Here is a 17,525-nt window from a genome sequence, read left to right as displayed (position 1 = left end):
CCTAGTATTTGAAGCCTGTAATTGCCACAACTCCCGGGCGCGGCATCGTATCTCCCTTGCGGTGCGGCCATTTGCTTGTCAATTTGTTCAGGTCTTCCGTCTCTTCTCCCGGATGCTGAATGGACAGGAACAGGGTTGTTTCATTTGGTGTAAAGGATGGTCCAGTTAGTTCTGCTTCTACGGGAGCTGAAGCAAACTGAAAGGCTTCGCCGGTATTTTTTCCGATAGTCGGGATGACGAACATGCCATTATTGGCAAAATGCGTGTAGATTCCTGTATTCAGCTTGCTAGATGACATATCTGTTACCGTCCATAGATTGCCAAGGCTATCGAAAGTTAGATTATCAGGTGCGCTGAAGCCGCTCTGTTTTCCGCCGGCTGCGAAGATTTCAAAATCAAAAGTCAGTGCACCCAAGTCATCTCCCTCTTCGATGAATCTAGTAATATGGCCGTGGAAGTTGCCATGTTTATCATTGTTGGTGTGGGCAATGAATACCGTTTTATCGAACGGGCTTATTTCCACATCTTCTGGTCGGTCAGTAGGTGTTCCGCCAACAAGAAGAGCTGCTTCATGACAGTGAACAGTCACATCGGCCTGTGTTTGGAATTTCTTTAAAAGATCTGCATTCCCCTTGACAGCTTTCTGCACATTTTCGATAGTTAATGGCACCCATTTTCCGCTGCCCATATTGGCCACATAAAGTGTCCCTTCTTCAAGAAGGTCTGCGTTGGCTTTTCCGCGGGATTTTACATATTTATTTTTGCTGATGAACTTATACACGCATGCATCTTTCTTATCATCACCCATATAAACCACAGCCCGATTGTCATTGGTCAGTCCGACTGCTGCATTTTCATGGTTGAAGCGACCAAGGGCGGTGTGCTTGCGTGGCTTGAAATTTGGATCAAACGGATCAATTTCCACAATCCAGCCATAATGTGTTTCATTTAATCCTGCATCCTTTGAGGTTGATTCGAAATTCTCCTCAGCTGATAAAACCGTACCCCACAATGTCATGCCCCCAGAACAATTGGCAAAAGTCCCCTGTACATTCGTTGCACCGCCCACTGCTTTTGAACCTTTAGCAGGACCTGTAAGCTGGAACGGAGTCAAGCCTGTAATACGGCGCGCATATTTGGAATCCGTGTCCATTTTCCAGGTACCTTCTTTATCACGGTATACCTCGATAATCGAACCTCCCTGGTTATATAGCATTTTCTGAATTTGCGCTGCCGTATACTTGCCATTTGCCGGCCTTGCACCATGAACAAAAAGATCGCTTGAATATTCATGATTCACCCATAAGAGGCCACGCTTGTCCTTATCAATTGGAAAATATAATGTAAAGTCATTGTTAAACCCGAATGTATCGCCTTTTTTGTTAATGACATCTCCATAGGCTACCACAACATCGTATTTGTATCCACGCGGCAAAACAAGGTCGTCTTTATCTGTCGGGCCAATCGGCTTAAAATTTAAACCAGAGATTTTCTTCTGGAATCCGAATAAATGGGAGGCTGCCTCAACACCCTTAGCTTCCGCTTTTGGAACCATTGCCCCCAAACCTGTCGAAGCTACTGTCAAAGCTCCCACACCTGTACCTACATATGTTAAAAACTTGCGGCGATTCAATTCAGTCATCCTAAGCACCTCTTCATATTATTTAATAATGTTTGCATCGTATTTATGTATCAAGCCCAAGTACAATACTAAAAGATGAATATTAAGAGAATGCTAAGAAATAACCTGAAAATTGTAAAAGAAGTTTAAAGATTGTAAAATCAAGAAAAGCTGAAGCACCTCGCCCACCCCCAAGAACCGCAACTAGACATGCTTGTGACCCTGAGGGGGGTGGCGCTGGGCGAAACAGTTATCTGCCTCAAAAAATAATACCTATCATATCTCTACAAAAAAAATGCCCGGCTTCAGCCGGACATCTCTTATCTTCTATTAAGATACTTTTTCTTCCTGCGGCTTGTATTCTTCTTCCCAATACTCCGCATTTTTAATGCCAAGCTTCTTGGAATTGAATACTGGATCAAGCCCTTGTTTCTTCTGGGCTTCGTAATCTTTGAGGGCAATCAGGGCCGGTTTTCTCAATATCACGATGGCAATTAAGTTCAGCCAAACCATCAGCCCCAACCCAACGTCTCCAAGTGCCCACGCAAGGCCTGCTGTTTTAACAGCACCATAGAATGTTGCAGCAAGCAAGACAACTTTCAGTATAAAAATAGCCAGCTTACTGTTCTTGCCATTAATTAAGTAAGCTACATTTGTTTCAGCTATATAATAGTAAGCCATAATTGTTGTAAATGCGAAGAAGAACAGAGAAACAGCAACAAATCCGGCACCAAAACCAGGAAGTGCAGATTCAACTGCAGCCTGTGTGAAACCAGGGCCGGCTTCCACTCCAGGAAGATTTTCTACAATTGGAGTCTTTCCATCAGCGCCAACTGTATTGAACATGCCTGTAAATAGAATCATGAAAGCAGTTGCGGAACATACGAATAGTGTATCAATGTATACAGAGAATGCCTGCACAAGACCTTGCTTTGCCGGATGGGAAACCTCAGCAGCTGCAGCAGCATGCGGGCCTGTACCCTGACCTGCTTCGTTTGAATAGATACCGCGCTTAACTCCCCACGCGATCGCGCTTCCTATAATTCCGCCAAACATGGAATCTGCACCAAAGGCACTGCTGAAAATTAACGAAATAACACCAGGCAGTTCGCCAATGTTCATGCCAATAATAATTAAAGCTACTAAAATATAACCCACAGCCATAAATGGTACAGCATATTGAGCCACATTAGCAATACGCTTAACACCGCCGAAAATAATCAGCGCAAGTAAAGCGATAATGACAAGGCCTGTTACTGTTTTATCAATGCCAAACGCATTTTCCATTCCAAGAGCGATCGAGTTTGACTGGATGCCAGGCATTAAAAGTGCCATTGCCAGCAATGCAGATATAGCGAAAAGGACGGCAAACCATTTAATTCCGATTCCCTTTTCAATATAATAGGCCGGACCGCCTCGGTATAGCCCGTCTTTTTTCACTTTGTAAATCTGTGCCAGCGTTGATTCAACAAATGCACTGCCTGCTCCGATAAAAGCGATGGTCCACATCCAGAATACAGCACCAGGTCCACCCATTGCGATGGCAGTGGCAGTACCTGCGATGTTACCAGTTCCTACACGGCCGGAAAGAGCAATAGATAAGGCCTGGAAAGATGAAACGCCCGCTGCGGAACTTTTCCCTTTAAACATGAGCAGTACCATATCCTTGACATGGCGGATCTGTAAAAATCGAGTTAAGACAGAGAAGAATAAACCTATTGCCAAACAGGTGTAAATAACAGGTGTACTCCATAAAATGCCGTTTAGCTGATTAACAAAAGCTTCCAAACAACTTCCCCCTTTTTAATATATATTCTGAATCTTTTTCCTATTAGGAATTATAGAATAAATACTGTTATAAGACAATGTTTTTTTCACGGACTCTGGTAAAAATGTCATAGAAAAAACGATTGTCCTATAAAAAAGCTGTTTTTATCATCGTTAACAGGCTATATAAAAACTAGAGTGATAGCATAACTCTTCCTCTTTTTTGAAATTTTTAGTATTATATATTTAGGGAAACGAAATGTTTGCCGGAAAGAAGTGTTTCTATGATAAAACAGACGAAAAGAAATTTAATGATCATGTGGTTTGCCAATTTCTTTGTAGCAGGCAGCATGACGATGGTGCTTCCCTTTATTTCGTTATATATAGAAAGTTTTGGCGACCACTCACCAACCTATGTACAGCATTGGTCAGGGTGGACATTTGCGATCACATTTGTGACTGCATTTCTTTTTTCACCTGTATGGGGAAGAATCGGGGACCTTTTTGGGCGCAGGAAAATATTGATACTGTCCGGAATCGGGATGGGCATATCCATATTCCTGATGGGGTATGTGACAAACGTCTGGCAGCTGTTTTTTCTCAGGCTGTTTACGGGGGTTTTTACCGGCTTCATCGGAATGTCCCAGGCGTTTATTTCCACGCAGACTCCGAAGGAAATTGCCGGCAGGGTGATGGGGACACTGCAGACCGGAAGCATTACAGGTTCATTGATGGGCCCGCTTCTCGGCGGAGTCCTAGCTGATTTATTCGGATTTTCAGATACCTTTAAATGGACCTCCATCGCCATCTTTATTTCTGCCTTTCTGGTCTTTTTTACAAAAGAACACAAAGTTCAAACAAAAAAAGGCGAGAAAACACGTTATTCAAGCAAGGCAGTCATCCAGCATATTACCGGCAATCCCGTCCTGCTGACAGTTATGCTGATTTCAACGCTTGTTCAAATCGCACACTTCAGCATCCAGCCTATATTATCTTTATATGTCAGTGAATTGCATGGACCGGAAAATCTGGCGTTCTTTGCGGGAATTGCCTTTTCGGCTGCAGGGCTTGGCAATCTGCTGATGGCCAGGCAATGGGGGAAAATCGGGGACCAGCATGGATATATAAAAACATTGGTTATTCTCCTCTTCCTTGCAGGCGTGTTTTATCTGCCGGGAGGATTTGTCTCAAATATGTGGCAGCTTGTTCTTGTTCGCTTTGCGCTTGGAATAACTATCGGCGGCATCATCCCTGTCCGGATCGCTTATATCCGCCAGGAAGCCCCGGTTGCCATGCAAGGTGAGGTGCTTGGCTACAACACTAGCCTCCGCTTTTTCGGCAACATCATCGGACCGGTCATCGGCGGTTTGATCTCCGGCTATCTGGGTTTTTCCGCAGTGTTCGTAGTCACAAGCTTACTCCTCATCCTGAGCGGGCTGATTCTGCTCGGAGCGATGAACCGCCATCCCAAGCTTGCGAAGGATTCTTATTCATAACTTTAAAAGCTGCCCTAAAGTGTGGCAGCTTTTTTCCTTATTCTTTAAAATGGCATACGCCCAGCTTATTGCCGTCAGGATCTTCAAACTCAAACCACTTTACCGTTCCATCATCCTGGATTGGACCTGCTTTCACCTTATGCCCTGCCAGATGCTGATGTGCTTCATCAATTTCGGAAACATAAAAGTTAAATGGCAAATGGGAGGAAGGAATTACTTTTTCAGAACGAACAAGGGTTAAAGGTGTTTCCCCGACTTCCAAAGCTGCATACCCTCCCCGGTCATCCCTCCATCTTACCGGGAAACCAAGCACTGTGCTGTACCAATCAATGGCTTTTCCAAAATCAGTTACCTGCAGAAAGACTGTATCGATTCTTGTAAACATTTCAACCTCCATAAAAGGGATTTTAAATGGACAATATTCAGCAACTTCTTACAAAAACCTCCTAAAAAAAATAAAAAGCCAGCGTTTCCGCTGACTTTAATCTATTTTTTCGCTGCGTTGCTTGCGATATGGACAGCATCCCAGACACCCGCAAAAGGCGGGGCATAACAAAGATCCACCATGCCAAGTTCTTCTGCTGCCATATGATTATGGATGGCAACGGCAAATACATCGATTCGCAGGACCACCCCTTTATTGCCGATGGCGTGGGCTCCGAGGATTCGGTTTGTTCCTTTTTCACAGATCAGCTTGATCCAGATAGGGGTCTGATTCGGGTAATAGCCCGGATGATCTGTGGCTTTCACAAATTCAGTTGTATAGCTGACGCCAAGCTTTTTTGCATCCTCCTCGGAAAGTCCCGTTCTTCCGAGCTCCATATTAAAAATTTTAATCGCGGCGCTTCCCAGAGTTCCCACATATTTTTCATGGCTCCCGGCTATATTGGCCCCAGCCAGGCGGCCGCATTTATTCGCGTTTGTTCCTAACGGGATATAATCATTTTCTTCAAGCACTTTGTGATAAACCTGAGAGCAGTCCCCCGCTGCAAAAACACCTTCAATATTTGTCCGCATTTCACGGTCAATGATGATAGCTCCATTTTCCGCCAGCTCTATACCCGAACCTTCCAGAAACTTTGTAGCGGGTTTTACACCTACAGCAACAAGAACTAAATCTGCTTTATAAGTTCCTTTATCGGTTTTGACACTCTCCACTTTTCCATTGCCGCTGAAGCTCTCTACCTTTTCTCCCAGGTTAAGTTCTACACCATGATCACGAATTTCTTTTTCAGCGATATCTGTTATTTCCTTATCGAAAGGAGCTAGGATTCTCTCCCCCATTTCAATGACACGAACATTTTTGCCAAGGGTTTTCATTGCTTCGACCACTTCGATTCCAATATAGCCTCCGCCGACAATGACCACATCTTTCACTTCTGATTTGCGGGAAATTTCTTTTAATACCATCCCATCTTCCATTGTTTTAAGCACCTGAACATTCTCAAGATCGGCTCCAGGAAATGGAGGCATGATGGGAAACGTGCCTGTACCGATCATCAGCTTATCGTATGTATCCGTAAACATTTCTCCTGAGGCAAGGTCTTTAACAGTTACCTCCTTCTTGTGTGTATCCACTTTTAATACTTCATGCTGAAGATGTGTTTTGATGTTCCTCTCAGAAAATTGCTCCTGTGTTCTTGCGATCATTTTCCGGTAATCATCATTTTCTCCTGATATATAATAAGGAAGACCGCAGGCACCGTAAGATAAAAATTGGCCTTTTTCGTAGACGGAAATTTCAGCTTTTTCGTCCATTCTCCTTAATTTCGATGCGGCAGACATACTCGCAGCCACCCCGCCAATGACCAGCAGTTTCATCGGAATCTCTCCTCACGTTTCAATAAGTTATTCAAGATAGGTTTCGTTAAAAGGTTGAAATTATACAATATTGCTTTACCCTTGCAGCTATTCCCTTTTGGCTATTTTAAAACGTTTTTCAAGACTTCTTCTGTTACTTTTTGAACAATGCTTTCGATCATTTCTTCCTGCAGGCCGGGGGCTGTCCGGATTTTTTTATCAATGCCAGGAACCGGTATTCCGCCTGTTTTAATGCCCATTTTCTCACGTATTGAGATCAGCTCTGCAATTTGTCCTGTACTTAGTTCGTTTGACTTGTGCATGATGTGATCGGAATACATCAGCATGAGTGCATAGTGTTCCAGGGATTCCATTCGAAAATAGGCCTCTGTGATGTCCCTGCCCCAGGTTAGGGCGCCATGGTTGGCAAGAAGAACAGCATTGTAATCCCTGCAGTATGGGGCAATTGAATCAGGAACTTCCTGTGTGCCCGGTGTGGCATACTGGGCAACCGGCACTTTGCCAAGCAGGACTATCGCTTCCGGTGATACAGGTTTTTCCAGGCTGATTCCGGCTATGGCAAACGAAGTGGCGACAGGCGGATGAGCATGGACAACTGCCTTTGCTTCAGAGTTTTCCTGATACACTCTGAGGTGCATCTTTACTTCGGATGAAGGTTTCAGATTGCCCTCAAGCACATTGCCTGAAAGGTCCATTTTGACCATCATTTCAGGGTTCATAAATCCTTTGCTTACTCCGGTTGGTGTTGTCCATAGTTCATGGTCGCCCACCTTAATGGAGATATTTCCGTCATTTGCTGCAACGAAGCTTTTATTGTACACTCTTTTGCCGATTTCGCAGATCAGTTCCTTTGCTTCCCGATCGCTTATATATGTATATTGAACAGCCATGGCTGTCAGCTCCCTTCCTATTCATATCCACTCCTTATTGTATATTCAAAAGTGATTTGCATCAGCAATTTTTATAAGTTTTCATCTTTCGCTAAAATATGATCATTTCCGCGGAAATATTTTGTAATTTGCGCTAATTCATTCTACTTAAAAGAAAACCGCCCGATCAGAGGATCGGACGGTTTTTCGGGGTATGATGCTGCTTGCTTATTTCACGCGTGGATATCCAAAGCCTGATGCATAGTCATCACCAGCTGCTGCTCCGTATCCGCCTTTAATGTCATATTGCTTGGCACGGTTTTGAAGCTCGGTGCGAAGCTGAGTATGGCTCATGGATGGGCTGGATGACCAAATTTTTGCTGCAAGACCAGCTACGTGAGGTGTAGCCATAGATGTTCCGCTGATCGTGTTATAGCCTCCGTTATACCAAGTAGACTCAATGCTTGCTCCCGGTGCAGACACTTCCACGTCTTTTTCCTGAATGACATAATCACCGTCAGTGTTAGGGTTTCCTCGGGACGAGAAGTTGGCTACACGGTATGTACCGTTTTGCTGAACGTTTTCAAGGGCTGCAACCGCAATCGCATTCTTTAATGCTCCAGGATAGCCGATTGTATTAGCGCTGTAGCCGGAGTTTCCTGCTGCAGCAACAACAAGGACACCTTTGCTGTAGGCATAATCAACCGCACTGCTGATTAATGAATCTTTTCCGCTTGAACCAAGTGACATATTGATGACCACTTTTGATCCTGTTCGGGATGCTTCGTCCGCAACGTGGCGGATTGCTGCTGCTATATCATCTGAGTAGCCTGAACCATTATCGCCAAGAACTTTGTACGCCCATAATTTCGCCTGAGGCGCGACTCCATAAATTCCCTGGCCGTCGTATCCCCCATGTGCTAAAACTGTCCCAGCTACATGTGTACCATGTCCCTGACGATCAGTACATGAGCCATTTACAATCGGGCTGGATTGAGTGAAATCCTTACATTGCTCTGCAGAGCCTTCGAGGTCGATATGACTTGTATAAACGCCTGTATCAAGAACAGCAACCTTAATGCCGCTTCCGCCTGATGTACTCGTAATGCTGCTGTTATTATAGATGGAAGCAATTCCCCATGGTGTCTGATCACTAGGGTATCCTGCTGCCTGAATAGAAACAGAATCCTTCTTGGACGCTTCCGTTCTGGCAGTATCAAGAGTAACTTCGCTTACCTTTTCAATCTTTAAGTTCTTATTTTTCAGCAGTGCCTGATATTGCTTTGCATTGACTTCTGCAGTCATGCCATCGCTGCCAAAATCCCAGCGCTTGTCTACCTGTGAATTTACAGAAGCTTTAGCGTTTGACGGTCCCTGGATCAATACCCGGTAGGTTTCGTTTTGAGTCTCGGGCTCCTTTGCAAATGCCCCCGCTGTGAAAACTGATAAACCCATAGTCATACTTAGAAGTGCTGCTCCTAATGCCCTTTTTTTCTTCATCCTTTTTCTCCTCTCGATTCTTTATTTTTCCTGTCGTTTCTTGTTGTAATTAAAGTATATTTAAAATATTCAGACTCTAACAATATGCTAAATTATTTAATTATCAGACTTTGGAATCAGGCACAGAAACATAGTTTCTCAAAAAGTATCAGGCATTTTGGAGGGTTTACAAATAGTTTCTACTATTCACACGTTGTTTTCTTCGTGAATTTTCTATAAATAAAAGAATTCCCCCAAATAAAATAGTACCTTTGATTGATGCAAAGAGTTAAATTACACTCCAATTTCATCGAATTCAGGGATATTTTCCTAGTTAAACGCTTTAAAGATATGAAGAATAGAAGTGTATTCATGAAAATGCCTCCTGACCACTTGGCCAGGAGGCGGTATTCTTCCTATTTAAACATTTTAGACAGACTTTCAGTGAACGGTGCATAAGCTATGCCGTTCTCCGTTATTATGCCTTTGATCAGTTCATGATCTGTTACATCGAATGCGGGATTATAGGTTTTCACGCCCTCCGGCGCCATCGGCTTTTCATACCATTTAGAAGTAATCTCTTCTGAATCTCTTAATTCAATATGGATATCGTCCCCTGTTTTGCATGCGAGATCGATTGTTGACAGCGGGGCACAAACATAGAAAGGTATATTATAATGTTTTGCGAGAATCGCAACGCCCGATGTTCCAATCTTATTGGCTGCATCCCCATTGGCTGCGACACGGTCACAGCCGACAAGTACCGCTTGAACCTTGCCTTCTTTCATGACAATGCTGGCCATATTATCGCAGATCAGCGTAACATCGACACCTGCTTCCCCGAGCTCCCATGCAGTCAGGCGGGCCCCCTGCAGAAGCGGGCGGGTTTCATCGGCGTATACTTTAAAATCATATCCCTTTTCCTGCCCTAAATAAATCGGAGCAAGAGCTGTCCCATATTTAGCGGTCGCAATTGTACCGGCATTACAATGCGTCAGAATGCCCCATCCAGGCTCAAGAACGGAAAGCGCGTGCTGTCCAATCGACTCGCACACCTTTTCATCCTCAGCGCGTATTTTTTCTGCTTCCACTTTCAGTGCCTGCTTTATTTCAGCTGCAGCTTTGCCTTCTTCCTTCTGGAAACGGGCTTCCATGCGGTCGAGCGCCCAAAACAGATTGACTGCAGTTGGCCGTGATGATGCCAGATATTCCTTCGCCTTTTGAAAATCCAGATAAAGTTCTTCATAGCTTACTGCCGCTGATTGCTTTGTGCCCAAATAGACACCGTAAGCCGCGGCTATTCCAATAGCAGGTGCACCTCGGACCTTCAAATGATAGATTGCATCCCATATATCCTTTAATTCTTTCAAATGCAAATAGTTCTTTTCATTCGGCAGAACTGTTTGATCTAATAGAATGAGCGTGTCGTTTTCATCGTCCAATCTGACCGACTGGATGACATCCACTGGTTTTCCCATCGTGCTGCCTCCTTTAGAATCTTTTTTCACAGTCTTTTAGAATATGTACAAAATCCTCACCTGTTTGAAAAGATTCCCTATCCATAATAAACATTTTTCCGGCTGCCAGACAAATCTTTTCCGCTGCAGCTCTGCTGCTGTATGCTTCAATGGAAGTAATATCCTTTACAGATGCCAGCCCAATAATCCTCCTGCACAGTTCAAGTCCCGTAACAGCTGCTGTGTCACGCAGGACTGTATCCAAATAATATTCTTTAAACCCCTCATAACGGGCTGTTTGCTCTGTTGCTTTTTCATCCCATGCCTGCATGAATTTCTTTTTGAACAAGTCGATAATATCTACCATTGTATTTTCGAGATATTCCAGCTGAACCTGTCTTTCTTCACCATCTGCCATTGTATATTTAGCGTTCACATAGGCAAAAATCAGGTTGGCAATCACGTTTCCGACATCGTATCCGGCTGGGCCGCAGAATGCGAATTCGGGATCAATGATTTTAGTAGAATCTTCTTTTACAAAAATCGAGCCAGTGTGCAGATCACCATGCAGAAGGGACTCGGCATGGGTCATAAACTCGAATTTAAGCTTTGCAGTTTCAAGCTGAAGCCTGGAATCTTCCCAAATTTCCTTTTTGACAAATTCCCTGGTACCTTCAAACACTTCATTTCTCGGACAATCGTAAAATGGTTCGGTGAAGACGAGGTCCTCTGAAATTTCACACAATTCCGGGTTGATGAATTTTTGGACCAGCTCTTTCTTTTCTTTATGCCCCATTACGACATCGGAAGTAAGCAATAGGGTATTTACCAGGAAAGTTGAGATATGGTCAGCAAACAGCGGGAATTTTTCATGCTGCATTAAGGCTGTTCTCATAATAGTGTAATCAGACAGATCCTCCATAGCGGTACAGTTCATTATGGGATCGTAGCTGAAAACTTTTGGCACAAAACCTGGGGCAAGTTTATTTTGCAGATCAAGAATCTCGTATTCAATGCGGTTACGGTCAGGAGACAGCTTAAATTCATCAGAGATTCTGGCAACAGGTCCAGCCTGCTTGATAATCAGAGACTTATTGTGTTTATGGTCAGACAGCCTGAACACATAGTTTAAATTGCCATCGCCAATTTCCCTGCAGTCCAATTCGGCATCTGGAGCAAAATAATTCAGTCTGGATTTGGCATATTCAATGGCTTCCTGTTCAGTCATTGTAAAATAGGCGGATGTAAAAACAGTCATGCAAAAGCCTCCAATATCTTTTTGATAGTATCTATGATTTTGTGAATTTAATATATTTGAAAATATCTAAATACTATCATGTGAGTGGGGGTTCGACAATATTTTTTTGTATAAAAAGAAGCTGCTTCAGCAGCTTTAACCAATTCATTTATTTAATACTTCTAATTGCCTGCAGCACGTTTGAATATACTTCAAGAGATGATAAGTCGATGCCAAGGGTAACTGCTTTCTTGGCTAAATCCGGTCTGACACCTGTGGCAATGGTGTTGACACCGATCAGAAGAAGGATATTCCGGATATCAAAAATGTGCTTGGCGATTTCAATATCTATATTTACCGTGCCGGAAAAGTCGATAATTAAGGTTTCAATTCCCAGCTGGCTTACGCGCGGGACTGTTTTCTCAATAATGATTTGCGCTCTGTCGTAGTCTATGCTGCCGATCAACGGTAGAATGGCAATGCTGTCCTGAATCGGTACAATGGCAGCAGACAGTTCATTTACCTGGTATTGCGTCTCCTTTAATTGTTCCTCCGAGTGCCGTTCAAAAGCAAATACGGTTTCATTAATGCTGATGTCGAGTATGTAGTTTACTTTTTTCACAATTGAAATAACTTCATCCGCTGTTAACTCAAATTCCATTCCTATATTACGTAATCTATCAGTAAAAACAATGCGGGTGTCCGGATATCGGGTGACAATATCGGAAATTTTTCCTCCCATGGAGGCAGCCCGTTCGCCGTTTCCTTTACTCCACTCGACCAGTCCTTCAGGAACCCGATCTTCGCTGTTCGCAATCATGGCTCCCAGATAATTTATAAACTCAACATACATCGAAACGGCCGCATCAATTTCCTGTTTGGGAATTTCGAAACCAAACCGGCTTACGATTTCTGCAACAATCTCTTCGGATAATACCTCCGCATTTTGAGTAAGATACGCTGAAACTTTTTGAATAGGCTCCATCTGTATGTATATCCCCCCTCTTATGTCTTGCTTCGATTATATCCTACTATATCTTCAAAATGACAGAATGGGAAATAAACAGGAGAATCTCCTCAAGAGGAAGAGTCATTATCTATGGTTTTAAAGCCAATCCTCATAATCCTCTTCCACTATATCGCTGATCAGCAGAGATTCAAACCTTCTGTAAAGCTCCTGGATGTCGGGATTGCTGTTAATCAGCGGCAGCTTGTTTTGATAGTCTTCTACCGACTTAAAAAAACTGATTTCTGTCCACTTTGTCTCATCTATCATGTTTTTTAACATTTTTGTATGAACATCGATGTACTTCCGGTAGATTTGACCGGCTTTCTGCTGGATCAGCAGCAGTTCCTGTTCGTTTTCGGGTCGGATATGATATTGATAGAGTTTTATATGCATGGCAGCTCCTTTAGTTTTTGGCGTTTTGGCGAAGTTTGGGATGTTATTTAGCGATTTTTTGTGTTTATAGGCGAAATCCAATTTTTGAGTGACATTCAGATAAAAAGATGCTAGCCCGCATCAGTTTTTCAACCTCCCAGCTTCTTGTAGAAGCCCAATGCTTCTATTAAAAACTCCCTATCATACCCTGTCTTATCATGAATCCTGGCTGCCCATTCTTCAATAGTATCCATAGGGGCGTCATGATACAGGCCTTCTGTTGTACTGAGGAAGCTTTTCCAATTATAAAATTCCCAATGGGCGGTTTCGTTTTTATAGAGGATCCGCTGTTCCAGCAATGCCTTTGGATAAATAGTGTTTTGAGATCGCTCAGCTGCTTCCAGGAAAATGTTCATGTCTGCCGCATCCGTATCATAACTCTGCCGAGATATTTTCCCGTTCGGCCGGTGATAGGCAATTACCAGCTGTCCGTCTTCAGATGAGACCTGAACATCTGCTGCCGGGAAAAATCCGCTTACTTTTTCCGGCGTAAAGTCTCTTGCCTCTTGATCAATTAATATGGGCTGCAGCCATTGGTCGCCCAGGTCACATAGAAAGCGGCGCCTCTCTTCATCCACTGCCACCACTGCCGCATGGGCTGAAGGTGTTTTCAATTCGTGGCCAACCGGATAGGCATGGATTCCAGCCTGCTTAAAATCATGAAGGAGCCAGATCGCCAGGTCAAAACAGTTTCCAGTAATGCCATACTGAGCATGGTGCTCCTTCATTAAGGAAACCTCCCGCTGCTTTTTAATGCCGGCTTTATTGTAAAACCATGCTTTTGTCAGGGTCTCCATCGGAAAGCGATCAAATTTTTTCCAAACTGACAAAATCGAATGGGGTGCGTTCAACAAAATCATCCTTTCATATAAATACCTTTTTACTATTCTTTTTCTATTGTAAAATTCCTCTTCCTTTTGTTTGAACTGCGATGTATGATAGAGTATTTTCAGAAGAATGTATTTAAAGGAGGCTTCGTTATGGCCAAGTACAGAGGATACATAGGAACATACACAAAGGGTGAAAGTGAAGGGATTTATTCATTCATTCTGGATGCAGAAGCAGGCAGAATTTCCGATGTGAAAACGGCAGCGAAACTGGATAACCCCACTTATTTAACAATCAGCCAGGGTAATCAACTTTTATACTCGGTTGCTAAGGAAGGCGAATCCGGCGGAGTAGCTGCATATCGTTTGGACATCAGCAGCGGTTCACTTGAAAAAATCAATAGCCAGGTGGCAGAGGGCTCTCCCCCTTGCCATGTCAGTGTGGATTCATCCGCACGAAATGTTTTCAGTGCAAACTACCATAAAGGGACTGTGGAGTCCTACTTAACAAATGAAGACGGCTCTCTAAACCCTGCTGTCTCAGTCATTGAACATAGTGGATCCGGTCCTGACAGCAGGCAGGAAAAACCCCATACTCACTATGCAGGACTTACTCCCGACGAAAAGTATTTAGTTGCAGTTGACCTGGGAACGGATCAGGTGATTACGTATGAAGTGAATGATGGAATTCTGAAGGAAAAATGCATCCTGTCTGTAAAGCCTGGAAGCGGTCCTAGACACCTTGTGTTCCATCCAAATGGAAGGTACGCCTATGTGATGACTGAGTTTAGTTCAGAGGTTCTTTTGCTTCAGTATCATGCGGATGGAAGCTTAGTTCAAAAGCAGGCCATTTCAACGATTCCGGAAGGTTTTACGGAAAATAACCAGGGAAGCGCCATTCATATTGCTTCAGACGGCCGCTTCATTTATGCCGGCAACCGCGGACACGACAGCATTGCGGTGTTCTCCGTCAATCCGGATAATGGAGAGCTTGCCTTTGTGGAACATGCCTCCACAGAAGGAAACTGGCCGCGCGACTTTGTGCTGGATCCAACCGAAAAATTTGTGATTGGTTCCAACCAGAATTCCAGCAATATTGTTTTGTATTCCCGTGATGAGAATACCGGGAAGCTTTCATTACTTCAATCTGATGTTATGGTTCCGGATCCGGTTTGTGTGAAGTTTTTACATGTGTAAGTAAAGCGGAAGAGCCTTGCCCACCCCGACACCCCGAGGGGGCAGGCTCTGTAGCTGGACAGGAAGAAACAGGGTGAGACACTGCTTTTCGCAGAATCTCACCCCTTTTTTATACACTAATTTTAAAAGCAATCTTCCCCCATTGTTCCGCGTTTTCGAGTCTGTCAAAAGCTTGCTCGAAATCTTCCAGCGGAAGCGCCTGATCCAATACCGGCCTGATTTGATGCTTTTCAATAAACTGGAGCATTTCATGGTATTCCTCCGCGCTGCCCATTGTTGAGCCAAGCAGGTTTTGCTGGGCATAAAAGAGGCTGCGGAGATTTAGTTCCAGCTGATCTCCTGTGGAGGAGCCAAATGTTACTATGGTGCCGCCATTACGCAGGATTTCGAGCGATTTATTGAACGTCGCGGGGCCAACTGATTCAATGACAAGATCCACCTTCTCCCCGCCAAGCACTCCATTCCAGTCTTCTCCGCTGTTCAGGGCTTTATCCGCACCGAGTTCAAGTGCTCTCTGACATTTTTCCTCCGAACGGGAAGCTGCGTAAACGGTTGCTCCCGCTGCTTTTGCGAATTGCATTAAGAAAGTCGCAACGCCCCCTCCAATACCAGGAATGAACACCTTCATGCCTGACTGAAGCTTTCCTCTTGTGAACAATGCTCTGTAGGCGGTTAGTGCTGCTAGGGATAGGACGCCCGCTTCCTCCCAAGTTAAATACGCCGGCTTGGGTGCCGCGTTTTCAGCCGGAATGATAATATATTCGGCAAATGTGCCATGAAATGGAAAGCCGATGATTTCAAAGCCTGCCGGAGGTGCATCACTCTTTTCCTTCCAGCCCAGTCCGGGATTGATGAGAACTTCATCGCCTGGCTTTACATCTGTAACCCCTTCTCCGACTGCGTCAATGATTCCCGCCCCGTCTGAACCGATGACAAGCGCTGGATCTTCTGGCTTGTGGCGATTCAGGACAAATAAATCACGATGGTTCAAGCCTGCCGTTTTTAATTTCACCCTGACCTCGCCTTTACCCGGATCGGACTTTTCCAGTTCACCATAAGATAATCCGGCGCGGCCAGTTTTTCCTTCATGAATGATCGCTTTCATTTCCTCCACCTGCTTTTCTTTAAAAATTTCGTCTATTCTATCATAGCTTGAAAGTGCCAGGAGGAAAAAGCGATTTGCCTGCTTTGCAGAGCTAAGCCTTAGTTTCACAAATTTTCTTGTGCCTGCTTGAAGAACTAATCCGTCTGTGATTTTTAAGAGCATCTGAACATCGCCGAAAATTGTTTTTTAATTGGACATTTTCTCTTTGCCCTCCAGGCCTTCAAGGAGCGGCATCAGGATGACCACCTGCTTTTTTTTTGGAAATGCTTCCTGCAGATGGCGTCCCATCAGGACATTGAAGTGCCGATTATTGCCGCCAAGCTCGATATCGCTTTCGAGTACCCCCGAGTCATAGCCCTCTGCATCTGTAGGTAGAAAAATTCGTGGACAGGCGCTCTGAAAAGTCATTGCGTTCCAGCAGCAGGCGGGCAACTGTAATGCTGGCAGACAATCGGATAACGAATTCGAACTGGAGGTCCGATAGCCATGCTGAGTTATAGTGAAGATCAACCTTATCCATGTCCAGCTCTTTGCTGAATTGCTCAAAGTATGTTTTGGCATTATGCTTCACCTCTTCATCGGTGAGCTGGTTTCGGACTCCCGATTTGCCTGTCGGGTCGCCCATTTTTCCGGTGAAATCCCCAATAATCAGCTGGATGATATGTCCGTTCTCCTCGAACTGTTTTAATTTATTCAGCACAACCTATGGACATCCGGGTGCAGAAGAGGGTCTGGACCCAGCTTAATGTTTAAAGGCTGGTTTTGAATAATGGATTTGGCTATTTTATTCTTTAGCTCCGCTTCAGTCAGAACTCCTGGACACCGGCGATAAACCTCCAGCTGCCTCTCTGTTTCGAGTTTTTGCTGGGCTGTTAATTTTCCATGTTCCCCATCCTTCCTGTTATCGGAATACAAAAAACCACGCCCCTAAAGTAAGGGACGTGGCAAACGCGGTACCACCCTTTTTGAAGACTGCTCTTCCACTCGGGGGATTAACGGACCGTGCCGTTCCCTGCTGCTCCTGTTCACAGAGAAGTTCAAGAAGGTAATTCACTGTTATCGATGTGCTGGTTTTCACCGTGCATCAGCTCTCTAAAACAGGGAGATAAGCAGCTGCTTATTTCTTTCATTACGTTAAAATTTAAAATTTTCATTATTTTAGCGGAATGGAAGGCACTGTTCAAGTGTATTTTCGCAAGCAATATTAA

General features: G+C 44.2%; 14 protein-coding genes, 1 pseudogene and 1 other annotated feature. Of the genes and pseudogenes, 2 read left to right on the top strand and 13 right to left on the bottom strand.

Annotation, left to right across the window (positions count from 1 at the left end; translation table 11 throughout):
- Window position 1 precedes the first annotated feature (1 nt).
- Together ACR42H_RS05140 and ACR42H_RS05135 are read right to left on the bottom strand one after the other, a co-directional pair.
- A complete protein-coding gene (locus ACR42H_RS05140) occupies window positions 2-1,642 on the bottom strand; it encodes a PhoX family protein (RefSeq protein WP_436374944.1) in 1,641 nt (546 codons plus the stop codon).
- A 309-nt stretch (window positions 1,643-1,951) separates the two neighbouring features.
- Window positions 1,952-3,409, bottom strand: a complete 1,458-nt coding sequence (locus ACR42H_RS05135; RefSeq protein ID WP_113883039.1) for an alanine/glycine:cation symporter family protein — start codon at window positions 3,407-3,409, stop codon at window positions 1,952-1,954.
- Between the two features lie 263 nt (window positions 3,410-3,672).
- On the opposite strand from ACR42H_RS05135, the gene ACR42H_RS05130 reads away from it, so the two are divergent.
- Entirely contained in the window at window positions 3,673-4,884 is a 1,212-nt protein-coding gene (locus ACR42H_RS05130) for an MFS transporter (protein ID WP_113883038.1), read from the top strand.
- A gap of 37 nt (window positions 4,885-4,921) precedes the next feature.
- Here ACR42H_RS05130 and ACR42H_RS05125 read toward each other — a convergent pair whose 3' ends face one another.
- From ACR42H_RS05125 to ACR42H_RS05085, 9 genes are all read right to left on the bottom strand, one after another.
- Window positions 4,922-5,269 (bottom strand): VOC family protein, encoded by a 348-nt coding sequence (locus ACR42H_RS05125; RefSeq protein WP_243856188.1) that lies wholly within the window; start codon window positions 5,267-5,269, stop codon window positions 4,922-4,924.
- 101 nt (window positions 5,270-5,370) lie between these two features.
- Window positions 5,371-6,705 carry a CoA-disulfide reductase gene (locus ACR42H_RS05120; protein WP_436374943.1) on the bottom strand — a complete coding sequence of 445 codons (1,335 nt, stop codon included), beginning with the start codon at window positions 6,703-6,705 and terminating at the stop codon, window positions 5,371-5,373.
- A gap of 101 nt (window positions 6,706-6,806) precedes the next feature.
- Complete coding sequence (locus tag ACR42H_RS05115) at window positions 6,807-7,595, bottom strand: class II aldolase/adducin family protein (protein WP_436374942.1); 789 nt, start codon at window positions 7,593-7,595, stop codon at window positions 6,807-6,809.
- A gap of 207 nt (window positions 7,596-7,802) precedes the next feature.
- A complete protein-coding gene (locus ACR42H_RS05110) occupies window positions 7,803-9,074 on the bottom strand; it encodes a S8 family peptidase (protein ID WP_243507406.1) in 1,272 nt (423 codons plus the stop codon).
- 395 nt (window positions 9,075-9,469) lie between these two features.
- Complete coding sequence (gene mtnA, locus ACR42H_RS05105) at window positions 9,470-10,531, bottom strand: S-methyl-5-thioribose-1-phosphate isomerase (RefSeq protein ID WP_436374941.1); 1,062 nt, start codon at window positions 10,529-10,531, stop codon at window positions 9,470-9,472.
- A gap of 13 nt (window positions 10,532-10,544) precedes the next feature.
- On the bottom strand, window positions 10,545-11,768 hold the full coding sequence (mtnK, locus tag ACR42H_RS05100) for an S-methyl-5-thioribose kinase (protein ID WP_436374940.1): 1,224 nt from the start codon (window positions 11,766-11,768) through the stop codon (window positions 10,545-10,547).
- 148 nt (window positions 11,769-11,916) lie between these two features.
- A complete protein-coding gene (locus ACR42H_RS05095) occupies window positions 11,917-12,732 on the bottom strand; it encodes an STAS domain-containing protein (RefSeq protein WP_436374939.1) in 816 nt (271 codons plus the stop codon).
- 120 nt (window positions 12,733-12,852) lie between these two features.
- Window positions 12,853-13,149: a hypothetical protein gene (locus ACR42H_RS05090; protein ID WP_113883030.1), complete on the bottom strand. Its 297-nt coding sequence runs from the start codon at window positions 13,147-13,149 to the stop codon at window positions 12,853-12,855.
- A 128-nt stretch (window positions 13,150-13,277) separates the two neighbouring features.
- Entirely contained in the window at window positions 13,278-14,042 is a 765-nt protein-coding gene (locus ACR42H_RS05085; RefSeq protein WP_436376844.1) for a hypothetical protein, read from the bottom strand.
- 126 nt (window positions 14,043-14,168) lie between these two features.
- Here ACR42H_RS05085 and ACR42H_RS05080 point away from each other — a divergent pair, with 126 nt between their 5' ends.
- Entirely contained in the window at window positions 14,169-15,212 is a 1,044-nt protein-coding gene (locus tag ACR42H_RS05080) for a lactonase family protein (protein ID WP_436374938.1), read from the top strand.
- 109 nt (window positions 15,213-15,321) lie between these two features.
- Here ACR42H_RS05080 and ACR42H_RS05075 read toward each other — a convergent pair whose 3' ends face one another.
- Entirely contained in the window at window positions 15,322-16,317 is a 996-nt protein-coding gene (locus tag ACR42H_RS05075) for a zinc-binding dehydrogenase (RefSeq protein ID WP_436376843.1), read from the bottom strand.
- 192 nt (window positions 16,318-16,509) lie between these two features.
- Window positions 16,510-17,232, bottom strand: a pseudogene (tyrS, locus tag ACR42H_RS05070) (tyrosine--tRNA ligase); the annotation flags it as partial.
- A 17-nt stretch (window positions 17,233-17,249) separates the two neighbouring features.
- Window positions 17,250-17,456: a binding site (T-box leader), on the bottom strand.
- Window positions 17,457-17,525: the final 69 nt, after the last annotated feature.

The organism is Cytobacillus sp. BC1816 (genome assembly GCF_051353635.1).
GTDB classification, from domain to species: domain Bacteria; phylum Bacillota; class Bacilli; order Bacillales; family Cytobacillaceae; genus Cytobacillus; species Cytobacillus oceanisediminis_C.
The sequence above is the reverse complement of the archived record's forward strand: the minus strand, read 5'-3'. Positions and strand labels throughout refer to the sequence as shown.